This window comes from Cellvibrio japonicus Ueda107 (genome assembly GCF_000019225.1).
GTDB lineage: Bacteria > Pseudomonadota > Gammaproteobacteria > Pseudomonadales > Cellvibrionaceae > Cellvibrio > Cellvibrio japonicus.
The window spans coordinates 1511459-1531115 of record NC_010995.1; the positions used below are offsets into that span (position 1 = coordinate 1511459).

The window sequence follows — 19657 nt, forward strand, 5'->3', positions numbered from 1 at the left end:
CATTTTATATGAAATTCAATATCAAATGATATTGAATTTTATTTGTATTTTGGGGCGTAATGGCGCTGTCCATATCGCCGCGACATACCAGGATGATTGCACAAGGCCCACTGTATCGTGGGCCGGTGCCTGAGGATTAAAAACGTGTGCGCAAGGTGAGTTTTATATTGCGTGGCTCACCCCAGAAAATACCGTTATAAAAACCGACATTGGTGTAATACTTTTCATCAAACAGGTTATCAACGTTCAAGTTGGCACTGAGGTAATCGTTAAATTGGTAAGTGGCAAAAATATCGGCAAGGTAGTAGGCGTCTTGTGTAATAACACCATCGCCTATCGAATTGACAGGGGCGCCACCCCATTTGTTGGATATATCGCTTTGCCAACGGACCTTGCCCCCCAGTGTTACTTTTTCTGCACCTTGCCAGAGGCTGGCAGGGAGTGTGTAACTGCTGTGCAGCTTGAGCTGGTGTTGGGGGATATTGGTTAATTCGCTGGAAATCGCGGAGCTAATGCTGTTGACATAGGTGTAGCCAAGCGAGATGTTCCAGGTGTCGTTTACCAGGCCGATAGCCTCTATTTCAAAGCCTTCGATCTTGAGTCCCTGGCCGCTGGCCACATAGGCGGTAAGCACTTTGAAATCCTGTGGGTCGGCGCCGTTATTGATCGCGTCTTTCACCGCATTGTTGTATTCCACATCGAGCACGGCCAGATCATCTTTTTCCGACCAGAAAGCAGCGGCTGTTGTTAATAGCTTGCCGTTATTCCAATCGCTCTTGATTCCCAGCTCATAACTGATGCCGCTTTCCGGATCCAGGTAGTTATCCTGTCTGTCCTTGCGACTCGATGGCTGGAACATATCCGTGTAACTGGCGTAGGCAGTAAAGCGCTCGTTGATGTCGTAGAGTAACCCAACGTAGGGTGTCACTTCATCCAGGCTGCGCGGATCAGCGGTTTGGGTTTTGGGCGTTGTTGCTGTCCAGCTTTGCGAGTCGTAATCATAGGCGCTCAAGCGTGCACCGATAATAAGTTGCAAGGGGTCTGCCAGGCTAAAACGTGCGGTGGTGTATGCACCATAGATATCAGTGGTGTTGTCGCTGCCACTGCCGTTTTTGGCGTAGGTTGGTTTTGGCAGATTGCCTTTCCAATGGCGGTAATCAGCAATTTGTGCAGAGTATTGCAGGTTGGTATCAACATTGTCGCTGGTATTTTCCGAGGTAAAGCCGCTGTAGCCGACAATCAATTCGTGTGTGCGTCCGAACAGCTCAAAAGGGCCAGTGGCATAGAGGTCGAGGTTAAATTTCTCATTGGTACTGTAGGGCCAAATGCCAGTCCAGATGGACATACCGGTACCGGTTTCCGGATCGGGAAAGCCGCTGCCGCCGTAGGCTGCCATCCAGTCGGATTTGGACGTGGATTGTGAGACCACGGCTTTGGCCAGCCATTCGTTCGCAAAGGTGTGCTGTACCTCGGCGAACAGGCTCAGGTCATTATTTTTAATACTGCTCCAGTCGGTCGTTAAACTGAAACTGCGCGGTAAATTGGCCAGGCTGCCATCTTTGTTCCAATAGGGCACTGCACCCCAGGTGGAGCCTGTAGGTGCATTTTTCTGGTATTGAACCCCGACACTGACCAAGGTGTTTGGTGTGAAGTCTGCCTCCATCATTGCCATGGCGGCGGTGGAGTCCTCGTGATAAAAATCCATGTAGGAATCTTCTTCGGTTCGCGCTGCCATGACACGGCCACGAACGTGGCCACTCTCACTCATGGGGGCAGAAATATCAGCTTCCAGGCGTCGGTGATCCCAACTGCCCGCCGTTATGGCAAACGTTGAACGGAATTCCTGGGTGGGACGTTTACGCACCATATTGATGGTGGCTGACGGGTTGCCAGTGGAACCCATTAAGCCGGTGGCGCCTTTAATCGTTTCAATGCGGTCAAAAAAGAAGTTGTCGAAGCGAGGGCTGTTATCGCCGACCGGCAGGCCGTCAATCTGGCGGCTGGTAATGGCAAAGCCGCGCGCATAGTAACTGGAGCGCTCGCTGTCGAGTTTGGTGGTGTACACGCCGGGTGTAGCGGCGAGGATGTCATCAAGGCTGATTAATCCCTGTTGTTCCATTTGCTGGCGGGTAACCACGCTAACGGATTGGGGTGTTTCTTTCAGGCTCAGGTTCAACTTGGAGGCACTGCGTGATTTCTTGGCGGCGTAGGAGTTGGTGTTTTCGGTAGCATCATCTTCGGTATCGGCGGTTACTTTTACCGTTTTGAGGGTTACCGCTTTTGTGGCGGCGGTGGTGGAATCGGCGGCAAGTGCCGGATTGACAGTGAATGATCCACCGCTGATAGCGAGTAGAACAGCTAGGTATAGATTGTTGCGTGCGCCCATTTGAAAACCCCAATTAGGTGATAATGATTCGTATTTGTGTTTTGGCGCGCACTCTAACAAGAATCATCGGCTCGGGAAAGGGGGTGGTGGTATTTTGGGTGACAACTCGCGGTTGGGTTGGATAAGCCCAGGTGCCTGCGGTTCCTGGGGGAATGGATCAGGTAAGGCGGAAAGAAAAAAGGGAGCACTAAGCTCCCCTGTTATTATCGCGAACGATTTATTTAACTACCCGGCTCGGTGACGAAGCCCAGCTTCAATATCCCCGCACGTTGTACAGCGGCCATGGTTGTAACAACGTGTTCATAGCTTACCGCTTTATCGCCGCGAATATGGACTTCCGGTTGTGGCTGCAGGGCAGCGGCGGCACCCAGGCGAGCTTCCAATTCTTCCAGGCTTACCGGCGTATCGTTCCAGAAAACCGTGCCGTCGGCACTCACCGCAATATTGATGGTTTCCGGTTTGATTTCATTAGGGGTGTTATCCGCCCGGGGCAAATCCACTTTTACCGAATGGGTTAACACCGGCACGGTAATGATGAAAATAATCAGTAGCACCAACATGACATCCACCAGGGGAGTCATGTTGATTTCACTCATGACTTCACTGTCGTCGTCGAGTCCTCCACCAAAGGCCATGGCTTAACCCTCTTTGCGTGATGACAGCTTGGAGATGCTGCCTTTGGCGGCCTGCATGGGGCTGCCGGTAATGAAGTAGGCATGCAACTGATGGGCAAAACGGTGCAGTTTGTTCAGGACACCTTTGTTGGCACGGGTCAGGGCGTTGTAACCCAATACCGCAGGAATAGCGACTGCCAAACCGAAGGCGGTCATGATCAGGGCTTCACCGACAGGGCCTGCTACCTTATCGATACTCGCCTGGCCGCTTACGCCGATACCCACCAGGGCGTGGTAAATCCCCCACACAGTACCAAACAGGCCAATAAAGGGTGAGGTTGAACCTACAGAGGCGAGGATGGCCAGGCCGCGCTGCAGGCGTTCGGCGCTCTCATCAATGGAGCCGCGCAGGCAGGCAGTGAGCCAGTCTGCCAGGGGCAGGTGTCCATGCAGGTCGGTTTTGTGGTTGGTGTGGTGATCCAGGGCGGCCTGTCCTTCTTCAGCTAGATGGCGAAAGGGAGAATGGCGGTCTTCACCCAGGGTGCGCAGGCCTTCGGCAAAACTCTGGGCATGCCAGAAATCGTTAAGGCCCTGGGATGATTTGCGCAAACGCCACAGGCCCCAGGCGCGCACTACAATCACCCACCAGCTGGCGATGGACATGATCAGTAGCATAATAGCGACGCCCTTGATTAACAGGTCACCCTGAGCCCAGAGAGACGCTAAACCGTAAGGTGATTCCATAAAAACCTCTAAGTATCAATAACAATAAAAAATGAACTAGTGCAGGCTGAATTCGACAGGCTGCTCATACCAGAAATCGATCGATTTACCCCCCTGGGTTGCGGGGTGGTAGCGCCATTTGGCAACTGCCTTCATGGCTGTTTCATCCAGGCGCTTGTAGCCGCTGGAATTTTTCAGCCTTACTTCTCCCACACTGCCATCGGCCTTGATCAATATTTCCAGTACCACAATTCCCTCTTCGCGCAGGCGGCGGGAAAGGCTGGGATACACCGGTGCCGGATTGCTCAGCTGCCCTGCATCCGCGCGCGGTGGTAAAACAGGTGCCGGTGCTGGCGGGGCCGGTTTGGCCTCTGCCGGTGCTGTTGGCGGCGGCGGTGGTTCTGGCTCAGGTGCTTTCACTGCCCGCTCCGAGGGAGGAGCCTTGGGTAATGGCTTGGGTTTCGGCACCGGCTTGGGTTCTGGCTTTGGCTCCGGTGGTGGGGGTGGTGGCGGTTCCGGCGGAGGGGGAACCTCTTCAGGTTCTGCCATCACCAAAACCCCCTGAATCGTTGGCTGGACAATTTCCACCTTGGGAGGCGTCGTCGTTGTCAGCAATACGCCTGCCAGGGCGAGGACGTGTGCACTGAGAACCAGCAAAAAAGAGATTAGGGACGCATACTTGGATGGCATTGATAACCGCTACAGACAAAAGCTAAATGACAGAAGGGCGCTAATGATAATATTTCTCATTGCTAAAAGCAATTAGCATCATTAATACTTTTTAACATTCTGTATAAGCAGTATTGGAAGGGCGCAGTCCTTATTGCATAGTTTTGCAAAGCCGCTGGTTCATGCTGGCGGCAAAAGTGCCGATAGTCTTTAATGATTACATTCAGCCTCCGGCCATAATTTTATAATCACCGCGTCCGGGTTGAGCAACGAGCGACGATAACAACAAAAACTCACCATACAACCAGGGTTAATTACCATGAGATATTGCTTATCCCTCTTGTTGGCGGCGTCGTTGCTCGTTGCCTGTTCGTCCGCTACACCTCCCGCAACACTGCCGGCGGGCCAGGAACCGGAGTCCTACCGTTCGCTGGTTATTGACGATGAACTAAACCAATGGTGGCACAAGGCCATTTTTTACGAGATCTGGCCGCGCTCTTTTTACGATGCCGATGGTGATGGTAGTGGCGATTTCAAAGGCATGACGGCCAAGCTGGATTACCTGAAAGACCTGGGCGTAAATGGCATCTGGTTGACGCCTATTTTTGAAGCACCTTCCTATCACGGTTACGACTTCCAGGATTTCTACGCGGTGGAATCCGATTACGGCACTATGGCGGATTTTGAAGAGTTTGTGCGGGAATCCCACGCGCGCGGTATCAAGGTTATCCTCGACCTGGTGCTAAACCATATTTCCGATAAACACGAATGGTTTATTAAATCGGCCAATAAAGTGCCCGGTTATGAAGATTATTTTATCTGGCGCGATGACCTGCCCGAGGGGTGGGGGCCTCCCTGGTCGTCAGAGTCGCGTCCCGAAGCCGTCTGGCACTGGAGTGAAGCGCGCAAAGCCTATTATTACGGTGCATTTGGCAGTACCCAGCCCGATGTCAATCTCACCAAACAGGCGGTCGTTGATGAATTAAATAACCTGGCTGGCTTTTGGCTCGAAAAAGGGGTTGACGGTTTCCGGCTTGATGCTGTGCGTTATGCCGTCGAGGAGGGCGCTTATCCCGGCCAGGCGGATACCCAAAGTACGATGGATTACTGGACGTTGTTTACGCAGCATGTGAAATCCATCAAGCCCGATGCCATGCTGGTCGCAGAGGCCTGGACCGACCTGAAAACCGTCGGTCGTTACCGCAATGATGGAAAAGGCTTGGACTCTGCGTTTGATTTTGATTTTGGCAATGTGGTTATCGATATCCTCAATCCGAAAATAAAACGCACCGCCGATTTTGGTACGGTCAGTAATACCCGTATGTTGCAAAGCCGTGAAAATCTCTGGACTAATTTGCAGCAGCGCAAAGCGGCCGGACCTATGACCTATTTCTCTCCGTTCCTGACCAACCATGACCAGAATCGCATTATGCACAGTTTGGAAAATAATAGGGTAAAGGCAAAAATCGCCGCCAGTTTATTAATGACCAGTCCGGGAACCTTGTATTTGTATTACGGTGAGGAAATCGGCTTGTCGCAATACAAGACCGGTGATGACCAATATCGCCGCGCTATCATGCAGTGGAGTGAAGATGCCAGTGCGGGGTTTAACACCACCGGCCAATTCTGGCTCGACCAGAGCCAGTGGTTTCCCTGGGTAAGCGATCACAAAGGCTGGTGGGCGGGTTATTGGAAAACCTTACAGGGCAAGGGGCTGTCTGTTGAGGCCCAGGCCGCGGATACAGAATCGCTGTACAGCCATTACAAGCGTTTGATTCATTTACGTAAGCAGATACCTGCCTTGCAGTTGCCCGAGGAAATCCGCTATTACCCGGTGGATAATAAAGATATCTGGCTGGTGGAAAATCTGCACAATGGCAAGAGTACCTGGGTATTGGTTAACCTCAATGCATCGCGCACAGCCAAGTTCCAGGTGCCGGTTCAGCTCCAGGGGCAGCACCAGGATCAATTGACTGGTGATACGATTGTGCTGGAAAAGAAATCCGTGTTGAAGCCGGGACAAACCCTCATCTTTTAAGTTGCTATCCATAAAACAGGGGGATTATATATTCCCCCTGTTTTATGCCCGCCATAACCTGGCCTGGTTGGTTTAATCCCCCAAACGTTGCCAGCCTTTTTCGGTATGGCATAACAGATATTGTCCTTCCAGCGATACGCCACCGGTATCGAACAAACTCAGGGCGATCTTATAGCAAGGTAGTCTGTTGTGCTGGAGTGATTCGATCAGTACCAGAGTGCCATTGATATTGGTTTTGGGATTAAACCAGGTGATAGGAACTCCGATATTTTTTTCTCCCAATGCCTGTTGGACATGGTCTTCGATCAATTTAATGTCACTATAGTGCAGGTTTTGCAAACGGGATTGGGTGACTTGCCATTTTCCCTCTGCATTTTTACAGATATTGAAGCCATAGGTCTCAGCAGATCGCTGTGGTTTGCTGAAATTAAACAGGGTTCGGCGGCATTCGTTACCCGCTTCGCGGTAACGTAGCTTGGGCAAAATCTTAACGGTCACACCTGAGTCCGGAGCTTGCCAGCGCGTTACTTTTTTATCAGGTGTCTGCTCCAGGATAGTTACCGCGCGCTGGTTTAATTGCTGGAAATCGGCACTGGACAACTCACTGACCAGACTGTTCTTCATAAAGCCAAAGTTGCTGGCATGGACTGGCAGGCCGATCAGGCTGGAGCAGCCCAGTAGCAGGATGGGTAGGGAGCGGTGAAACAGGTACATCATAACCTCCATGATCAGTAGCTATTGTCAGAGTATAGCCTGCTTTACCTGGAGAATTTATGCCACTAAAAAGGCCGCTGTTGGTAGCAGCGGCCTGGCTTTGAGCAATAGGGGGCTGCCGATTAATGGCCGTGGTTCCCGCCGGTCGGTTCCGGGATTCCTATCCAGGTGATTTTGTTAAGAGTCTCAGACAGTTGAATCGTGTCGCTGATTTCACCCTGGTCGAGATCGATTTGCTTGATCTGGTTGGCGATTGGATCACTGACGTAAACGATATGACCCGGGGTTAGCGCCAACTCAAACGTGCTGCCCGCCGGCAGTGCAGCGAGGTTACTGGTAATTGCCTGGATACGTTTCGCGATGGACCAGTCTTCGGTATTTAACAGCGTTATCCAGCCCTGGCTGTCGAGGATTACGAAAAACTCACCGCTATCGGCATAGCCATAACCCAGGGCGCTGGGAGCTGTTTCAAGGCTGGTGTCCTGCCAGGCGATGGCGGTGATTCCCTCGGCAGTGACACGGAAAAATTCGCCGCTGGCAATGCCGACAAATTCACTGGCACTGTGATAACCGAGCAGGGTGCCAATGCGTTTACTGCCAGTAAAAGCGGCAGGGTTGGCAATTTTGCTGGCGGTAAAGGTGTCATCATCCTGGGTAATCAGCAATACACCGTCGGTACAACCAAAAGCGACCTGGTTTTCCCGTTGTGCGCTGCCGTGTAATCCGGGGCAGGTTTCGCTGAATACTTCTTCTTCATCAAAATGACCATGGTGTGCGTGATAGAGTCCCACGCGATCTGGCAGTGTGGTTGCCGATAGCGGATCGCGTATTGTTGAGAGTAAATAATCGCCGCGCGCTTGTGCTGCACCATGCATATGGGTGGTGTATTCGAGCCAGGTGCCACTGCCATTGCCGGCAATATCCGCTTCGCTAAATACTACGACGGCAGCAGGTGTGCCGGTGCTGGCGTTGCCATCAAAAAAGATAGCGGTCTGGTCTTCGCTATGGGTGACATGTGTGGGGCGACTGGCATCGGTATGGAAACTCATCCACTGCGGTGCCTGGATAATATCGTGCATATGATCGCCGTGGTTCTCCTGGTAGGCCCCGCCATCAATCACGTTGACTTTGTCGGCCGTGCGTTGAACCACAAAACCATAGCGATAGCCTGGGCTGGCATAAAGTGCGCTGGCGGGTTCGCTCAGTGTAAATGCTTCCAGCAGGGCTTTTTCATTGATGTCGATGATATGGACCTTGGCATCGTTTTTTAGCGATACCAGCAGTCTTCCCCTGTGCGGGGTTTCATCGTCATGGTCGTGGTCGTGATCGTCATCAATCGGAATGGGATCGCGCTCTACGATGGTGGTATCACTGCCACCGCAACCACTTAACAGTGCCGCAAGCAGCAGGAAACTTAAACTGGCGAGGGATGATCGCTTTATCATAAATATTACCTTTGTCGTAAACCCTGGTGTTGATAATCAAGTCAGCTGTTAAAAATTACCGGTGATACCTACCGCAAATGCGCGGGCGGGCAGCGGTGCCTTATCCTTGAGGAAGGAGGCGTGGACGCGTGCGTATTCATCGGTGAGGTTGTTGCCCTTCAGGTAAATTTTCAGCCCATCGCTAAAGGCATAACTCACCTGTGCATCGAGCAGCGTGTAGCCATCGGTACGGGTTTCGAGCGGGCCAATCCGGTCTTGCTCGAAATAATACTGGCTGCTGATTTCAGCGTGCCAGTTACCCAGGCTGTATTCCGCACGTGCGCCTATACGAAAGGGGGGAATGCGCGGCAAATCACCGCCCTCGTCGAGGCGCGCACGTATGTAATCGCTGGTGAGGGAGAGTTTGAGTGGCGCTGTTGCCTGCCAGATAAATTCGGTTTCAAAACCATAGAGGTCCGCATCCTGGGCCTGGTACACAAACACCGGTAATTCTTCACTGTGTTCGTGGCCATGGTCGGTTTCATCGCCGTGGTTATGGCTGCTCGCGTAGGTTGCACCTGTCTCTGCCAGGTAGTAATAGTTGTCAATGCTGTTGTAAAACGCATTGATGATAAAACCGAAATCCCCTTCGAATTTGCGCAGGGAAATATCCAGGTTGTTGGAGGTTTCCAACTCCAGGTCCGCGCGTGCCAGGTCAAAATAATAATCTCCCGACTCATCTTCGAGCACACGCAGGAGTGCGCCGACTTCGTACATGCCTGAGCCCAGGTGTGGGCCAAACGACAGCAGCTCGGCTGCCGAAGGTGTGCGCTCGGCATGGCTGTAGGAAATGCCCAAGTTGTAACCGGGTGTGAAATCCCAGACGACACCGGCGGAGGCACTAAAAGGCGTGGACTTGTGATCAACGGAAAAGACCGAAAGATATTCTTCGCCGTGTTCTCCCTCGGCATGATCGTGCCGGTTCAAGTCGGCAGTAAAATTATCCGCTTCAATTTTTACCTGCTCGATGCGTGCGCCCAATTGCACCAACAGACTGCCGAAGTGACGTTCTTCCATCAATGCCAGTGCCAGGGTGTTGGTGCTGCTGGGAGGGGTAAAGGCTTCTTCACCCAATGCCGAAAAATCGCTGTGCTTTGCATGGAAACTGATAGCGCCGCGCCATTCGGCAAGGGGGTGGTGGAATAATTCCCAGCGCGCCTCGCGGGTCTCATTGGTAAAGGTCGTGACCGGTGTCCCCGCTTCAATTTCGCTGTGTTCGTAATTGGTAAAACCGAGGCGCAGGTTCATTGCACTAAAGAGGGGATCATCAAGGTTTAGCTCGCTGATCAATTGCACGCGATCCTGTTTAAGGTCTGCATAAACGGCAATTTCTTCTGCATCCGCTTCATCGCTGTGGTGGCTATGGCCGGGAATTCCGTATTGGCGTTCCAGGCGGCCGTAGGCGAGGCCGACATAGCCATCGTCGAACATCAGGCTGGCTCCCAGGTTTAGCCCCTTGGCTTCGGTGAAGGAGTTTTCCAGGCGCTTTCCATGGATTTCCTCCTCACCATCCGCATGGGTTTCGGCCGGGCCGGGAATCTTGTAGTCATCGGCATCGCGCCAGAAACCATCCAGGTGCAAACCCAGGTTGCCGATACCGGTATTGCCGCTGGCAGAGACCAGCTTGTCATCGGCAACCGAGTTGTGTTCAACCCTCCACTCACCATAGGTATCGGTTCCCTGGGGAACGCGGTCGTCGACGATATTCACCACGCCACCAATGGCGCCGCTGCCGTAAAACAGGGTGGCCGGGCCGCGCAGGATTTCAATCTGGCGCGCCGTGGAAGCCTCTGTAGCAACAGCGTGGTCGGGACCAACGCGCGAGGCATCGCCGGCATCCAGGCCATTCTGGGCAACCAGTACGCGCGGGCCTTCCAGGCCGCGAATAATCGGGCTGCTGGCCACCGGGCCGTAATAGCTGGAGTGAACACCCACCTCGTGTTTGAGGGTCTCCCCCAGTGTCGATGCCTGGCGGTCGCGCAACTTGTCGCCGGTGAGGACATTCACAGGTTGTGCCGATTCCATATTAGAAGCGTGCCAGGGCAGGCCAATCACATTCACCACTTCCAGGGCGGTGCTGGCCAGCACCAGCTCTACCGGGCCATCACCGCGGTGAACATGGAGGGTGCGGTGGGTGAATTGTGGCGCTTTTACATGCAGCTCCACATGTTCGTCCGTTAGTTGCGGCAGGTTGAATTCGCCGCGTTCATTGGTTGTTGTGCGCAGTTTGCTGCCAACAACATCGACCTGGGCACCGGCAATCGGGAGCCCTTGTTCATCGCGTACAACGCCTTGCACCTGTGCCAGGGCTGCGTGGCTGGCGGCCAGAATGGCCAAACACAAGAGTGAAGGTTTCACGTTTTTACCTCCGGGGGAGCTTGCTATAAGGAATGGATGAGGAAGCCTTGGCACCTGAGTCAAGTACATTTTTGCAATGTTATACTATAACAATTTAATGCTACAACCTTTTTATACCGGTATCGCAATGAGGCGACTGGATAGTGCTGTGGGAACAGTGAAGAGGGATGGGGCCTTTGGGGGCGACCGGGTTAAACCTGGCGGGGAATAAGCATAGTCGCCAAACCTGTCAAACCGCAGTAAAGGATGACTTCAATGACTCCGCGCCTGAAGTAAAAAAGCAGCAGGGCCGCAAACAGGGTAATCAGGCCGGATACCCGATCGATATTGCCTTCAAACCCTTGCGGCCAGAGCAGGTGGTAACCAAAAAATAACGCCAGGTTGAGGATAACCCCGACCACCGCCGCGGTAATGGCTGTGAGTGGTGCAACCAGATTCAGTTGGCCATGGGTGGATTCCACCAGGGGGCCACCCGCGAGGATAAATAAAAACGAGGGTAAAAACGTAAACCAGGTGACCAGGCAAGCGGCGATTGCACCGGCGATAAACAGCTGGTCGGGTCCAAAAATCGCCTGGGTATAGGCACCGATAAAGCCTACAAACGCCACTACCATAATCAACGGGCCGGGTGTGGTTTCTCCCAGTGCCAGGCCATCCATCATTTGGGTTGGCGTCACCCAGTGGTAGTGGCCTATAGCGCCCTGGTACACATAGGGCAGGACGGCGTAAGCCCCGCCAAAGGTGAATAAGGCCGCCTTGGTAAAAAACCAGCCCATCTGGGTCAGGGTATGGCCCCAGCCTAGCAGTGCGCTTAGTAACCCCATGGGAATAAGCCATAGCAATACCCCAACCAGCAGGATGACTCCCAGGTTTTGCCAGCGGAATCGGGCATGGAGGGGCGTGGGGGTATGGTCATCAATAAAAGCCGCTGTAGCGGCTGTGCTGTGGCGGGTTCTATGGGGAGAGCCGGGATAAAAGCTGGCCGGTGAAAGCCGCCCCCCAATATAGCCCGCCAGTGCTGCACCCAACACAATTGCCGGAAATGGAACCTGTATGGCAAAGATCGCGATAAATGCCCCGGCAGCGATGGACCAGAGCCAGGCATTGTTCAGGGTGCGGGAGCCTATGCGATAAGCGGCATGAACCACTATGGCAGTGACAGCGGGTTTGATGCCATAGAAAACCCCGGCAACGATGGGCAAATCGCCGTAAGCCATATAAACCCAGGACAGCACAATCAGGATAAGCAGTGACGGTAATACAAAGAGTGCACCCGCAACAATGCCGCCCCAGGTGCGGTGCATCAGCCAGCCAATATAGGTTGCCAATTGCTGGGCTTCAGGACCGGGTAACAGCATGCAGTAATTGAGGGCATGTAAAAAACGTCGCTCTGAAATCCAGCGCCTTTTATCAACCAACTCCTGGTGCAGGATTGCAATCTGCCCGGCTGGGCCACCGAAACTGATAAAACCGAGTTTTAACCAAAAGCCCAGGGCATCGCGCAGTGTGGGAGCAGTAGGGAGAGGCTTTTCATCATGGGACATGGTTGTTATCCGGCAGCGTAATGCAGTGTTGCAGGCTAGCAGAATTTGCCGCGAGATTTAATGACCGGGCTGGGATAAAAAAAGCCCGCACGATAGTATCGGGCGGGCAAGGGGTTTGACTTGCGAGAAACAGGTGGATCAATAACGCCAGCGCAGTGTCGCACTGATATTCCGTGGCTCAGCGTAGTAGGCTTGGCCGTATTCAAAGCTGGTCAGGTAGGTTTCGTCGGTGATATTGCCAAGATTCAAGGCTACGGACAGGTTCTTGTTAATGTCATAACTGGCAAACGCATCCAGCAGCGTCAATGCATCCTGTTTGACAGCGGAGTTGTTGCGCAGGTAAGTATCCGAGCGATACTCCACGAAACTGCCGAGTGTTAAACCAGGTAACCACAGGGGGTTGTAATTGACTGTCAGCTTGACCGATTGTTTGGGTGTGAAAGTACGTGCAACTTCTCCGTCATTATCATCAATGGTGAGATTGGTATAACCCAGCACCACATTCAGTTGTTCATTGACTTGGCCAGCAATTTCAAATTCAAATCCGCGTGACACATAATCATCACCGATGTAGTAGTCACCTATTGGGCCGAGGCTGGCGTTATTATTAAAGCCGGCATGGGTAGCGAGATTTTCCTGTGCTGTTTCAAATACTGCAAAAGTAGTATTGAGCTTGCCTTCAAGAAATTCGCCTTTAATTCCCAACTCCTTATTAACACCTGTTGCCGGGTCGAGGCGTTCGCCGGAGAGTTTGGCCTCGCTTTGCGGGGTAAAGGTTTCGGTGTAGCTGGTGTAGAGCGTCAGCTGTTGACTCAAGTCGTAGGTGAGTCCGGCATAGGGCACGACCACATCATCGTCTTTGCTCAGGTTGGTACCATAGCTTGTGCTGTTACTTTCGTAGCTGGCGGCACGGGCACCAGTTAGCAACTTGAGCCTGGAGGTGAGACTAAATTGTCCTGCCAGGTAGATACCGGTTTGTGTATCGTTGGTAATTTCACCTGGATCTTCATTGGTAAAGCTGGGGTGGGGAGTATCTCCTGTCCACTCGGCCATATTGTTAATAACCGGGAAGCCATTACCCGTTGTGTAGTCATAGAAGGCTCGCTCGTGTAAATCACTATCAGCCCGATTAAAGCCCGCGACGAATTTATGCGTTAAATCGCCCGTGCTGAATTCACCACTTGTCGTTATATCGAAGAGCTTGAGGTCAGTTTCGCGATTAAATTTGCCGGCCCAGCCTCCCAGCCCTGACATATCTTCCAGCAGTGTGCCATAGACATACAGCAGCTCCTGGGCGCCGCGGGTTTTAGTGCGGTTGTAGGTCGCTTTGGTTTCCCAGCTGTTGCTCCAGGTGTGGTTCAGCTCGACAAAGCTGCGGGTATCTTTAACATCCCAATACGCCCAATCGGCCGAAGAACTCATGGAGCGTCGGAAATGGGTGGGACGGGTCTCGCCATTATTGGCTTCATAACTGAGTGTCAAACCACCCCACATAGGACTATCGGCTTCACTTTTCTGGCGGCTAATACCGGCCGTCAGCAGCGTGTCGGTGCCCAGGTCTGCCTCGATAACACCGTAGGTACTGGATAAGTCCTTGTGGTAATCCTGCAGGTAAGAATCCCGGCTTTGCTCGCTGGCGACAACCCGGGCGCGCACGGCGGAACCCAGGGCACCGGACACATCCGCAACCCCACGGGTATCATCCCAGCGGGCGTGGGTGATACTGGCGCTGGCCTGGGTATCAGCAGTGGGGCGCTTGCGCACCAGGTTGACGGTTGCGGCCGGACTACCCAGGCCACTCATCAGGCCGCTGGCGCCGCGCACAATTTCCACGCGGTCATACACGGCCATATCAATGTCTCCCTCCAGCAGATCCCAATGTAATGGAATACCCACACCATCGACCTGGAAGTTGTTGATATCAAAACCACGAGCTTCGAAGTAGGTACGATCGGTTTCCGAGCGCTTCACATTGACGCCCGTGGCCGTATCCAGTGCGTCGTTAATAGTGAACAGGTTGAGGTCTTCCATTTGGGCACTGGTAATCACCGATACAGATTGTGGTGTTTCGCGGATGCTTAAATCCATTTTGGTGGCAGTACTCATATTGCCAGTAGTATAGGCACCGGTTTGTTCAGTGGTACTGCCCAGGGCAGAGGCTTCTACCTTAACAGCCTTGAGCTTGCCCGATTCTGTTTCGGTGGTTTGGGCGCAGCTGATACCGGCGGTAAGGCTGGCGATCAGGCCAGCGAGGAGATGGGATTGAAAACGCATGGGGAAGGCACCTGTGGCTCATAAAGTCACAAATGTTAATTATTATCATTTTTGTATGCAATCTTAATTCATATGATTTTATGTGATATTTGCGTTTATATTTCATCCATAATAATGCTATGGGCCACCTGCCAAATCACCGGAGGCGTTGTGGGTTTTGCCCGGGATGGATTGGATCTGTTGATTGGCAATTTACCGAACGGGTACTTTGCTATTTGCCAGTATCCACTTAATCAATTGTTGATAATTGCCATTAAAGTGATGATCCCCTGACAGGTAAAACAGTTGTTGGTTGTCGGGTTTCTGCGGCAGGTTTGCCTTGATGGTTTCGCACAGGCTGTCCTGGGTTTCGCTGTAGAAACAGTTAACGGGCCATTGTGTCCAGTCTTTCATTTCCGGGTAGAGCTTATAGGGCAGTTCCCCCGCCGTACTGAACCAGCCACTGACGTGAAAGACAAAATCCACCGTGTTCGCCGGATTTAACAGGTTAACACTGCGGATCTTATGTTTTGTGTTGGCATCCAGTCGATTGACCATAAAGGGCATCACATCGGCACCCATGGAAAAACCAATCAGCAACAATTCGCTTTTGGCCCAGGCTTGGGTGTAATAATCAATCGCTGCCTGCAAATCCTTCAGGGGATGGGTGTTGAACAACCGCCAGGGGGTAGATGGCAATGGGTAGGTGTGGAGGATAAGTTCACTGCATCGCTCTTTCCATTCAAGGGCGCTATTGTTGTGGCAGGGCGGTATCGGTAAGGTGATGTCATCCTGCCATCCCAGGCTATAGGCGCCGCGAAAAATACCCTTGGGAATTTGGGTTAGCATGGCGAATAAATAACTTCCGGCAGTACCAAAGCCGGTAATAAATGCCTGGGTGAAATGGGTAAACTGGTGATGCTGTTGAATATCCTGGGCATATACTGACAGCGGTGTTGCTGCATCAAAACATGTGGCACCGCGCGCCTTGATGTTAGAGAGATAATTGTCGATATTTAAAACAGCACTTAAATTGCCGTGCTGACTCAATTCAGCGGCTAGGCGTTCGGCCTGGCCATCTGCACATACATTGTCCTCACAGAGTGTAGAGCATGCGTTGCCCTGGAGATGTCGTGTCGGCTATGCCTGGCATTTGGGGTTATACTTTTTCGTGACTATGGTGCAGGCCTGTTTGTGGCCGTAAATCAAGGAGTGTTGTTATGCGTTTGATTTTAATAATAATTTTATTATTGGTGAGCGGTGCAGTATGGAGCAGTGCGGGCAAGAATGCCGACCTGGATAAACCGGCTCCGACGGCGGTTAACCTGGCTACCAATATTTCATCGGCATTTAGTTCCGACCAGCCTACGGGAGATACCCAGCAGCTGCTTCCCCACCTCCGCTGTATTTTTCACAAGATAAACCGCGATTTTACCGTGCAGGTCATGCCCTGGCGCCGTGCCTACCAGGATGTAAAAAGCAATCGTATCGATGGTTTCTTTACCGCTATCCCTATGCGCCAGATCGACCCTTATGCAGTGCTGTCAGCTCCTTTGGTTTTGGAAAACTGGTATTGGTTTTGGCGCAGCGACATGATTGCCCCTGAATCCTGGCGCGAGGGCTATAGGTTAGGCTCCATCCTGGGGAGCCAGCAGGAAACCTGGCTGGAGGAATCGGGCTACACCGTGGATAGCACAGCCAATAATCTGCCGCAGCTGGTCAAGCAACTGCGCAGCAAGCGCATTGATGTGTTGCTGGCGGATCGCGATCACTTCTATCAGGCGATAAAAGAATTAAATGCTGATGCGGGGCAGTTCTCCTCACGCTTTTTTCGCTACGTGCCCTTGGGCGTTTATTTCAATGAGCAATTCCTCAACAGTAATCCCCAATTCCTGGTAGCGTTTAACCGTACCATTAATGATTGTGCCAGCCAGGGGTTCTCGGTATCCGATTATGAAAAACAGCAAATCCGCGAACTCTTGCAACGCAAGATCGAGCGCTGGAAACGCTTGCCTGCATTGGAGGCACTGCTCATAGCGCGCAATTCACTGTCGCGTCGTTTAAGCAGGGAAGAGATTGAAGCGCTCGATAAACACTGGATCACCGCATTCAAGAACAGTGATTTTTCCTATGCCATACGCATGACTGACCAGGAGCTGTCTGCGCAGTTGCGTGAAATCAAAAAGCAATCCATGGATGTGATTACTGAAATCATTGTGACGGATGCACGCGGCTTAAATGTGGCGATCAGTGATATGACATCGGATTATTGGTAAGCGCCTAACTAACCCCATCTATCGAGTTAATTGTTTTTTTACTAAGGTACTTTTCCTAAATTCACCAGGAGGCCTTATGAAAAAACGTAACGAAGAACAATGGCGAGCACTGTTTGCGCAGCACGACGCCAGCGGTGTATCAGCAGCCGTTTTTTGTAAGCAGAACGAGCTGTGCCCCAAATACTTCAGCTTGCGCCGCAAACAATTGGCAAAGATGGCCAGTAAAGAGGAAGCCGGTTTTGTTCGTGTAAAAGTAAAGCCCAAAATACCGCACGAAGCTTCTGGTGTGAAGGCTGCATCACTGACCATTCGCCATCATGTAGGCCAGCTTGAATTTGGCACACTACCGCCACCTCAGTGGCTGGCCCAATTGCTCAGGGCGTTGGCATGATCCAGTGGGATGATGTGCCGGTATACGTACACCGGCAACCGGTGGATTTTCGCAAATCCATTAATGGGTTGAGTGTCTTGGTGCAGGAGTCCATGGCACTGGAGGTATTTTCCCGATCCGTGTTTGTGTTTGGCAATCGCACCCGCAATAAAATAAAAATCCTCTACTGGGATAAAACCGGGTTTTGTCTGTGGTACAAGCGGCTGGAAAAAGACAAATTCAAATGGCCACGCCGGGGCGATGACGTGTTATCCCTCACCAATGAACAGTTCGATTGGTTATTACGTGGATTGGATATCGAAAAGCTACAACCGCATACTGAAAAATATTTCTTTTCTGTCAGTTAATGCTATCAACCTGTGCATGGGTTTTATAAAATATACCCATGAAAAATATTTCTGACCTTGTGCAAGAAAATATCGAACTGCAAAAAATAGTTGCGAATAAAGACGACATTATTTCATTGCATGAGAGATCCCTTCAAGAAAAAGAACAATCCCTTCACGCCAAAGAAAAGCGCATTCGCCTCCTTGAGGAATACATCCTCTCGCTTCAGCAAAAACAATTTGGCAGTTCCAGTGAAAAGCAGGAAGTGCTTCAAGCGGAGCTGGTCTTTACCGAAGCGGAGGATACCGCGGAAGCCGAAGCCCCTGAACAAGTGGATGCCTTTGCCGATGACACGGTTGTTGTAGCGGAGCATAAACGCAAGAAGAAACGTGCATCCATTCCCAAAGAGCTACATCGTATCGAGATTACCCACGATCTGCCTGAGGATCAAAAATGCTGTCCGCACGATGGATCGTTATTAAAACCCATCGGTTTTGAATCCCACGAACAATTAGACATTATCCCCGCCAGTGTTCGGGTGTTACATCACAAACGATTGAAATACGCCTGCCCCTGTTGCGAAAACTATCTTGTGACCGCAAAGAAACCCGCACAACCGATTGAAAAAAGTATCGCCTCACCCGGGCTGTTGGCCCATATTGCCACGCAAAAATATGTAGATGCCATGCCGCTGTATCGCCAGACGGACATTTTCAAACGTATTGGTGTGGAGATGGATCGCACTACACTCGCCAACTGGATGATCCGTTGTGGAAACCTGGTGCAGCCATTAATTAACTTGCTGCACGAAAGAATGTTGGAACAAACGATTCTTCATGCGGATGAAACGCGTGTGCAGGTGTTGAATGAAACCGGTCGTGCGGCTGAAACACAGAGTTTTATGTGGGTATTGCGCAGTACGCAACCCACGTGTGCAGCAGTGCTTTATCGCTACGAACCGACACGCAGTGGAAAAGTAATCACGGAATTGCTACGTGATTTTAATGGCGCACTCATGACCGATGGCTATGCAGCTTACAACGCACCTTGTGAAAAAAAGGGTATTACCCATTTAGCCTGTTGGGCACATGCGCGTCGCAAGTTTATCGAGGCACAAAAAATCCAGGCGAAGGGAAAAACCGGTAAAGCAGATCAAGCGATTGCGTTTATCCAGCAGCTCTATGGAATAGAAAAGGCGATTAAGGACAAAACGCCGGAAGAAAAATATCAACTGAGACAAACACAATCGCTGCCGGTGTTACAAAAAATAAAAGTCTGGTTGGATAAAGGCTTGGCACATTCACCGCCACAATCGTTGATTGGAAAGGCATTGCATTATTTGCATGAACAATGGCCGAAGCTGGTTCGCTATGTGGAATCGGGGGATTATCCGATTGATAACAATGCAGCGGAGAATGCAATCCGCCCGTTTGTGATTGGGCGAAAAAACTGGCTATTCTCCACAAGTCCCAAAGGGGCCACGGCGAGTGCAAATTTATACAGTGTGATTGAAACCGCCAAGGCCAATGGGCTGGAGCCTTATGGGTATTTAAAAACAATCTTCACTGAATTACCCAATGCGACAAGCCTCGAACAGATCGAGGCATTATTACCGTGGAATTACAAGGATGGGGTTAGTTAGGCGTTTACGATTATTGGCAGGGTGATGAGGAAAAATTTACCGAAGCATTTAACAAGCCTGCGGATACCCTTTATTTTGGCGATATTAATTACGATGAATCTACCAAACGCTTCCAGTTACACCTGAGTGTGCCATTGTATGCCGAAGCAAAACCGGAGCCATTGGGGGTGATGATTTTTGGTGTCGATGTGGAAAAGGTGCTGTCACAGACGCACTGAATGATACGCCTGTGACAGCC

Annotated in this window: 15 protein-coding genes; 5 read left to right on the forward strand and 10 right to left on the reverse strand. The window is 51.6% G+C overall.

What is annotated here, in order from left to right; all coding sequences use genetic code 11:
• Positions 1–136: 136 nt before the first annotated feature.
• The 4 genes from CJA_RS06375 to CJA_RS06390 all read right to left on the reverse strand — a co-directional run bounded on the left by CJA_RS06375 (position 137) and on the right by CJA_RS06390 (position 4413).
• A complete protein-coding gene (locus tag CJA_RS06375) occupies positions 137–2386 on the reverse strand; it encodes a TonB-dependent siderophore receptor (RefSeq protein WP_012486935.1) in 2250 nt (749 codons plus the stop codon).
• Positions 2387–2607: 221 nt separating this feature from the next.
• Positions 2608–3021 (reverse strand): ExbD/TolR family protein, encoded by a 414-nt coding sequence (locus tag CJA_RS06380; protein WP_012486936.1) that lies wholly within the window; start codon positions 3019–3021, stop codon positions 2608–2610.
• Positions 3022–3024: 3 nt separating this feature from the next.
• The gene (locus tag CJA_RS06385; RefSeq protein ID WP_012486937.1) at positions 3025–3744 is read right to left on the reverse strand and encodes a MotA/TolQ/ExbB proton channel family protein; all 720 of its coding nucleotides are present in this window, start codon (positions 3742–3744) and stop codon (positions 3025–3027) included.
• A gap of 36 nt (positions 3745–3780) precedes the next feature.
• Positions 3781–4413: an energy transducer TonB gene (locus CJA_RS06390; RefSeq protein WP_012486938.1), complete on the reverse strand. Its 633-nt coding sequence runs from the start codon at positions 4411–4413 to the stop codon at positions 3781–3783.
• 298 nt (positions 4414–4711) lie between these two features.
• Here CJA_RS06390 and CJA_RS06395 point away from each other — a divergent pair, with 298 nt between their 5' ends.
• Positions 4712–6430 carry an alpha-amylase family glycosyl hydrolase gene (locus tag CJA_RS06395; RefSeq protein WP_012486939.1) on the forward strand — a complete coding sequence of 573 codons (1719 nt, stop codon included), beginning with the start codon at positions 4712–4714 and terminating at the stop codon, positions 6428–6430.
• A 72-nt stretch (positions 6431–6502) separates the two neighbouring features.
• On the opposite strand, the gene CJA_RS06400 is transcribed toward CJA_RS06395, so the two are convergent.
• From CJA_RS06400 to CJA_RS06425, 6 genes are all read right to left on the reverse strand, one after another.
• Positions 6503–7147 (reverse strand): hypothetical protein, encoded by a 645-nt coding sequence (locus CJA_RS06400; RefSeq protein WP_148208816.1) that lies wholly within the window; start codon positions 7145–7147, stop codon positions 6503–6505.
• Positions 7148–7266: 119 nt separating this feature from the next.
• Positions 7267–8589, reverse strand: a complete 1323-nt coding sequence (locus CJA_RS06405) for a hypothetical protein (protein ID WP_041551208.1) — start codon at positions 8587–8589, stop codon at positions 7267–7269.
• A gap of 48 nt (positions 8590–8637) precedes the next feature.
• A complete protein-coding gene (locus tag CJA_RS06410; RefSeq protein WP_012486943.1) occupies positions 8638–10986 on the reverse strand; it encodes a TonB-dependent receptor in 2349 nt (782 codons plus the stop codon).
• A 191-nt stretch (positions 10987–11177) separates the two neighbouring features.
• Positions 11178–12530, reverse strand: a complete 1353-nt coding sequence (chrA, locus tag CJA_RS06415; protein WP_012486944.1) for a chromate efflux transporter — start codon at positions 12528–12530, stop codon at positions 11178–11180.
• Between the two features lie 138 nt (positions 12531–12668).
• A complete protein-coding gene (locus CJA_RS06420) occupies positions 12669–14804 on the reverse strand; it encodes a TonB-dependent siderophore receptor (RefSeq protein WP_012486945.1) in 2136 nt (711 codons plus the stop codon).
• A 192-nt stretch (positions 14805–14996) separates the two neighbouring features.
• Positions 14997–15833, reverse strand: coding sequence for an AcvB/VirJ family lysyl-phosphatidylglycerol hydrolase (locus CJA_RS06425; RefSeq protein ID WP_012486946.1), 837 nt, complete (start codon positions 15831–15833; stop codon positions 14997–14999).
• 170 nt (positions 15834–16003) lie between these two features.
• Between CJA_RS06425 and CJA_RS06430 the strand changes: the two genes are divergently transcribed.
• The 4 genes from CJA_RS06430 (at position 16004) to tnpC (ending at position 19419) form a co-directional block, all read left to right on the forward strand.
• Positions 16004–17059, forward strand: coding sequence for a substrate-binding periplasmic protein (locus CJA_RS06430; RefSeq protein ID WP_012486947.1), 1056 nt, complete (start codon positions 16004–16006; stop codon positions 17057–17059).
• Between the two features lie 76 nt (positions 17060–17135).
• The gene (tnpA, locus tag CJA_RS18620; protein ID WP_012485813.1) at positions 17136–17450 is read left to right on the forward strand and encodes an IS66 family insertion sequence element accessory protein TnpA; all 315 of its coding nucleotides are present in this window, start codon (positions 17136–17138) and stop codon (positions 17448–17450) included.
• Positions 17447–17797, forward strand: coding sequence for an IS66 family insertion sequence element accessory protein TnpB (gene tnpB / locus CJA_RS06440; RefSeq protein ID WP_012486948.1), 351 nt, complete (start codon positions 17447–17449; stop codon positions 17795–17797). The genes tnpA and tnpB overlap by 4 nt, the downstream gene beginning before the upstream one ends.
• Before the next feature lie 38 nt (positions 17798–17835).
• Complete coding sequence (gene tnpC / locus CJA_RS06445; RefSeq protein ID WP_012486949.1) at positions 17836–19419, forward strand: IS66 family transposase; 1584 nt, start codon at positions 17836–17838, stop codon at positions 19417–19419.
• Positions 19420–19657: the final 238 nt, after the last annotated feature.

Excerpts from the sequence above, each read along its gene's own strand:
- CJA_RS06375 (WP_012486935.1), bottom strand. The coding sequence starts at position 2,386 with ATGGGCGCACGCAACAATCTATACCTAGCTGTTCTACTCGCTATCAGC.
- CJA_RS06380 (WP_012486936.1), bottom strand. The coding sequence starts at position 3,021 with ATGGCCTTTGGTGGAGGACTCGACGACGACAGTGAAGTCATGAGTGAA.
- CJA_RS06385 (WP_012486937.1), bottom strand. The coding sequence starts at position 3,744 with ATGGAATCACCTTACGGTTTAGCGTCTCTCTGGGCTCAGGGTGACCTG.
- CJA_RS06390 (WP_012486938.1), bottom strand. The coding sequence starts at position 4,413 with ATGCCATCCAAGTATGCGTCCCTAATCTCTTTTTTGCTGGTTCTCAGT.
- CJA_RS06395 (WP_012486939.1), top strand. The coding sequence starts at position 4,712 with ATGAGATATTGCTTATCCCTCTTGTTGGCGGCGTCGTTGCTCGTTGCC.
- CJA_RS06400 (WP_148208816.1), bottom strand. The coding sequence starts at position 7,147 with ATGATGTACCTGTTTCACCGCTCCCTACCCATCCTGCTACTGGGCTGC.
- CJA_RS06405 (WP_041551208.1), bottom strand. The coding sequence starts at position 8,589 with ATGATAAAGCGATCATCCCTCGCCAGTTTAAGTTTCCTGCTGCTTGCG.
- chrA (WP_012486944.1), bottom strand. The coding sequence starts at position 12,530 with ATGTCCCATGATGAAAAGCCTCTCCCTACTGCTCCCACACTGCGCGAT.
- CJA_RS06420 (WP_012486945.1), bottom strand. The coding sequence starts at position 14,804 with ATGCGTTTTCAATCCCATCTCCTCGCTGGCCTGATCGCCAGCCTTACC.
- CJA_RS06430 (WP_012486947.1), top strand. The coding sequence starts at position 16,004 with ATGCGTTTGATTTTAATAATAATTTTATTATTGGTGAGCGGTGCAGTA.
- tnpA (WP_012485813.1), top strand. The coding sequence starts at position 17,136 with ATGAAAAAACGTAACGAAGAACAATGGCGAGCACTGTTTGCGCAGCAC.
- tnpB (WP_012486948.1), top strand. The coding sequence starts at position 17,447 with ATGATCCAGTGGGATGATGTGCCGGTATACGTACACCGGCAACCGGTG.
- tnpC (WP_012486949.1), top strand. The coding sequence starts at position 17,836 with ATGAAAAATATTTCTGACCTTGTGCAAGAAAATATCGAACTGCAAAAA.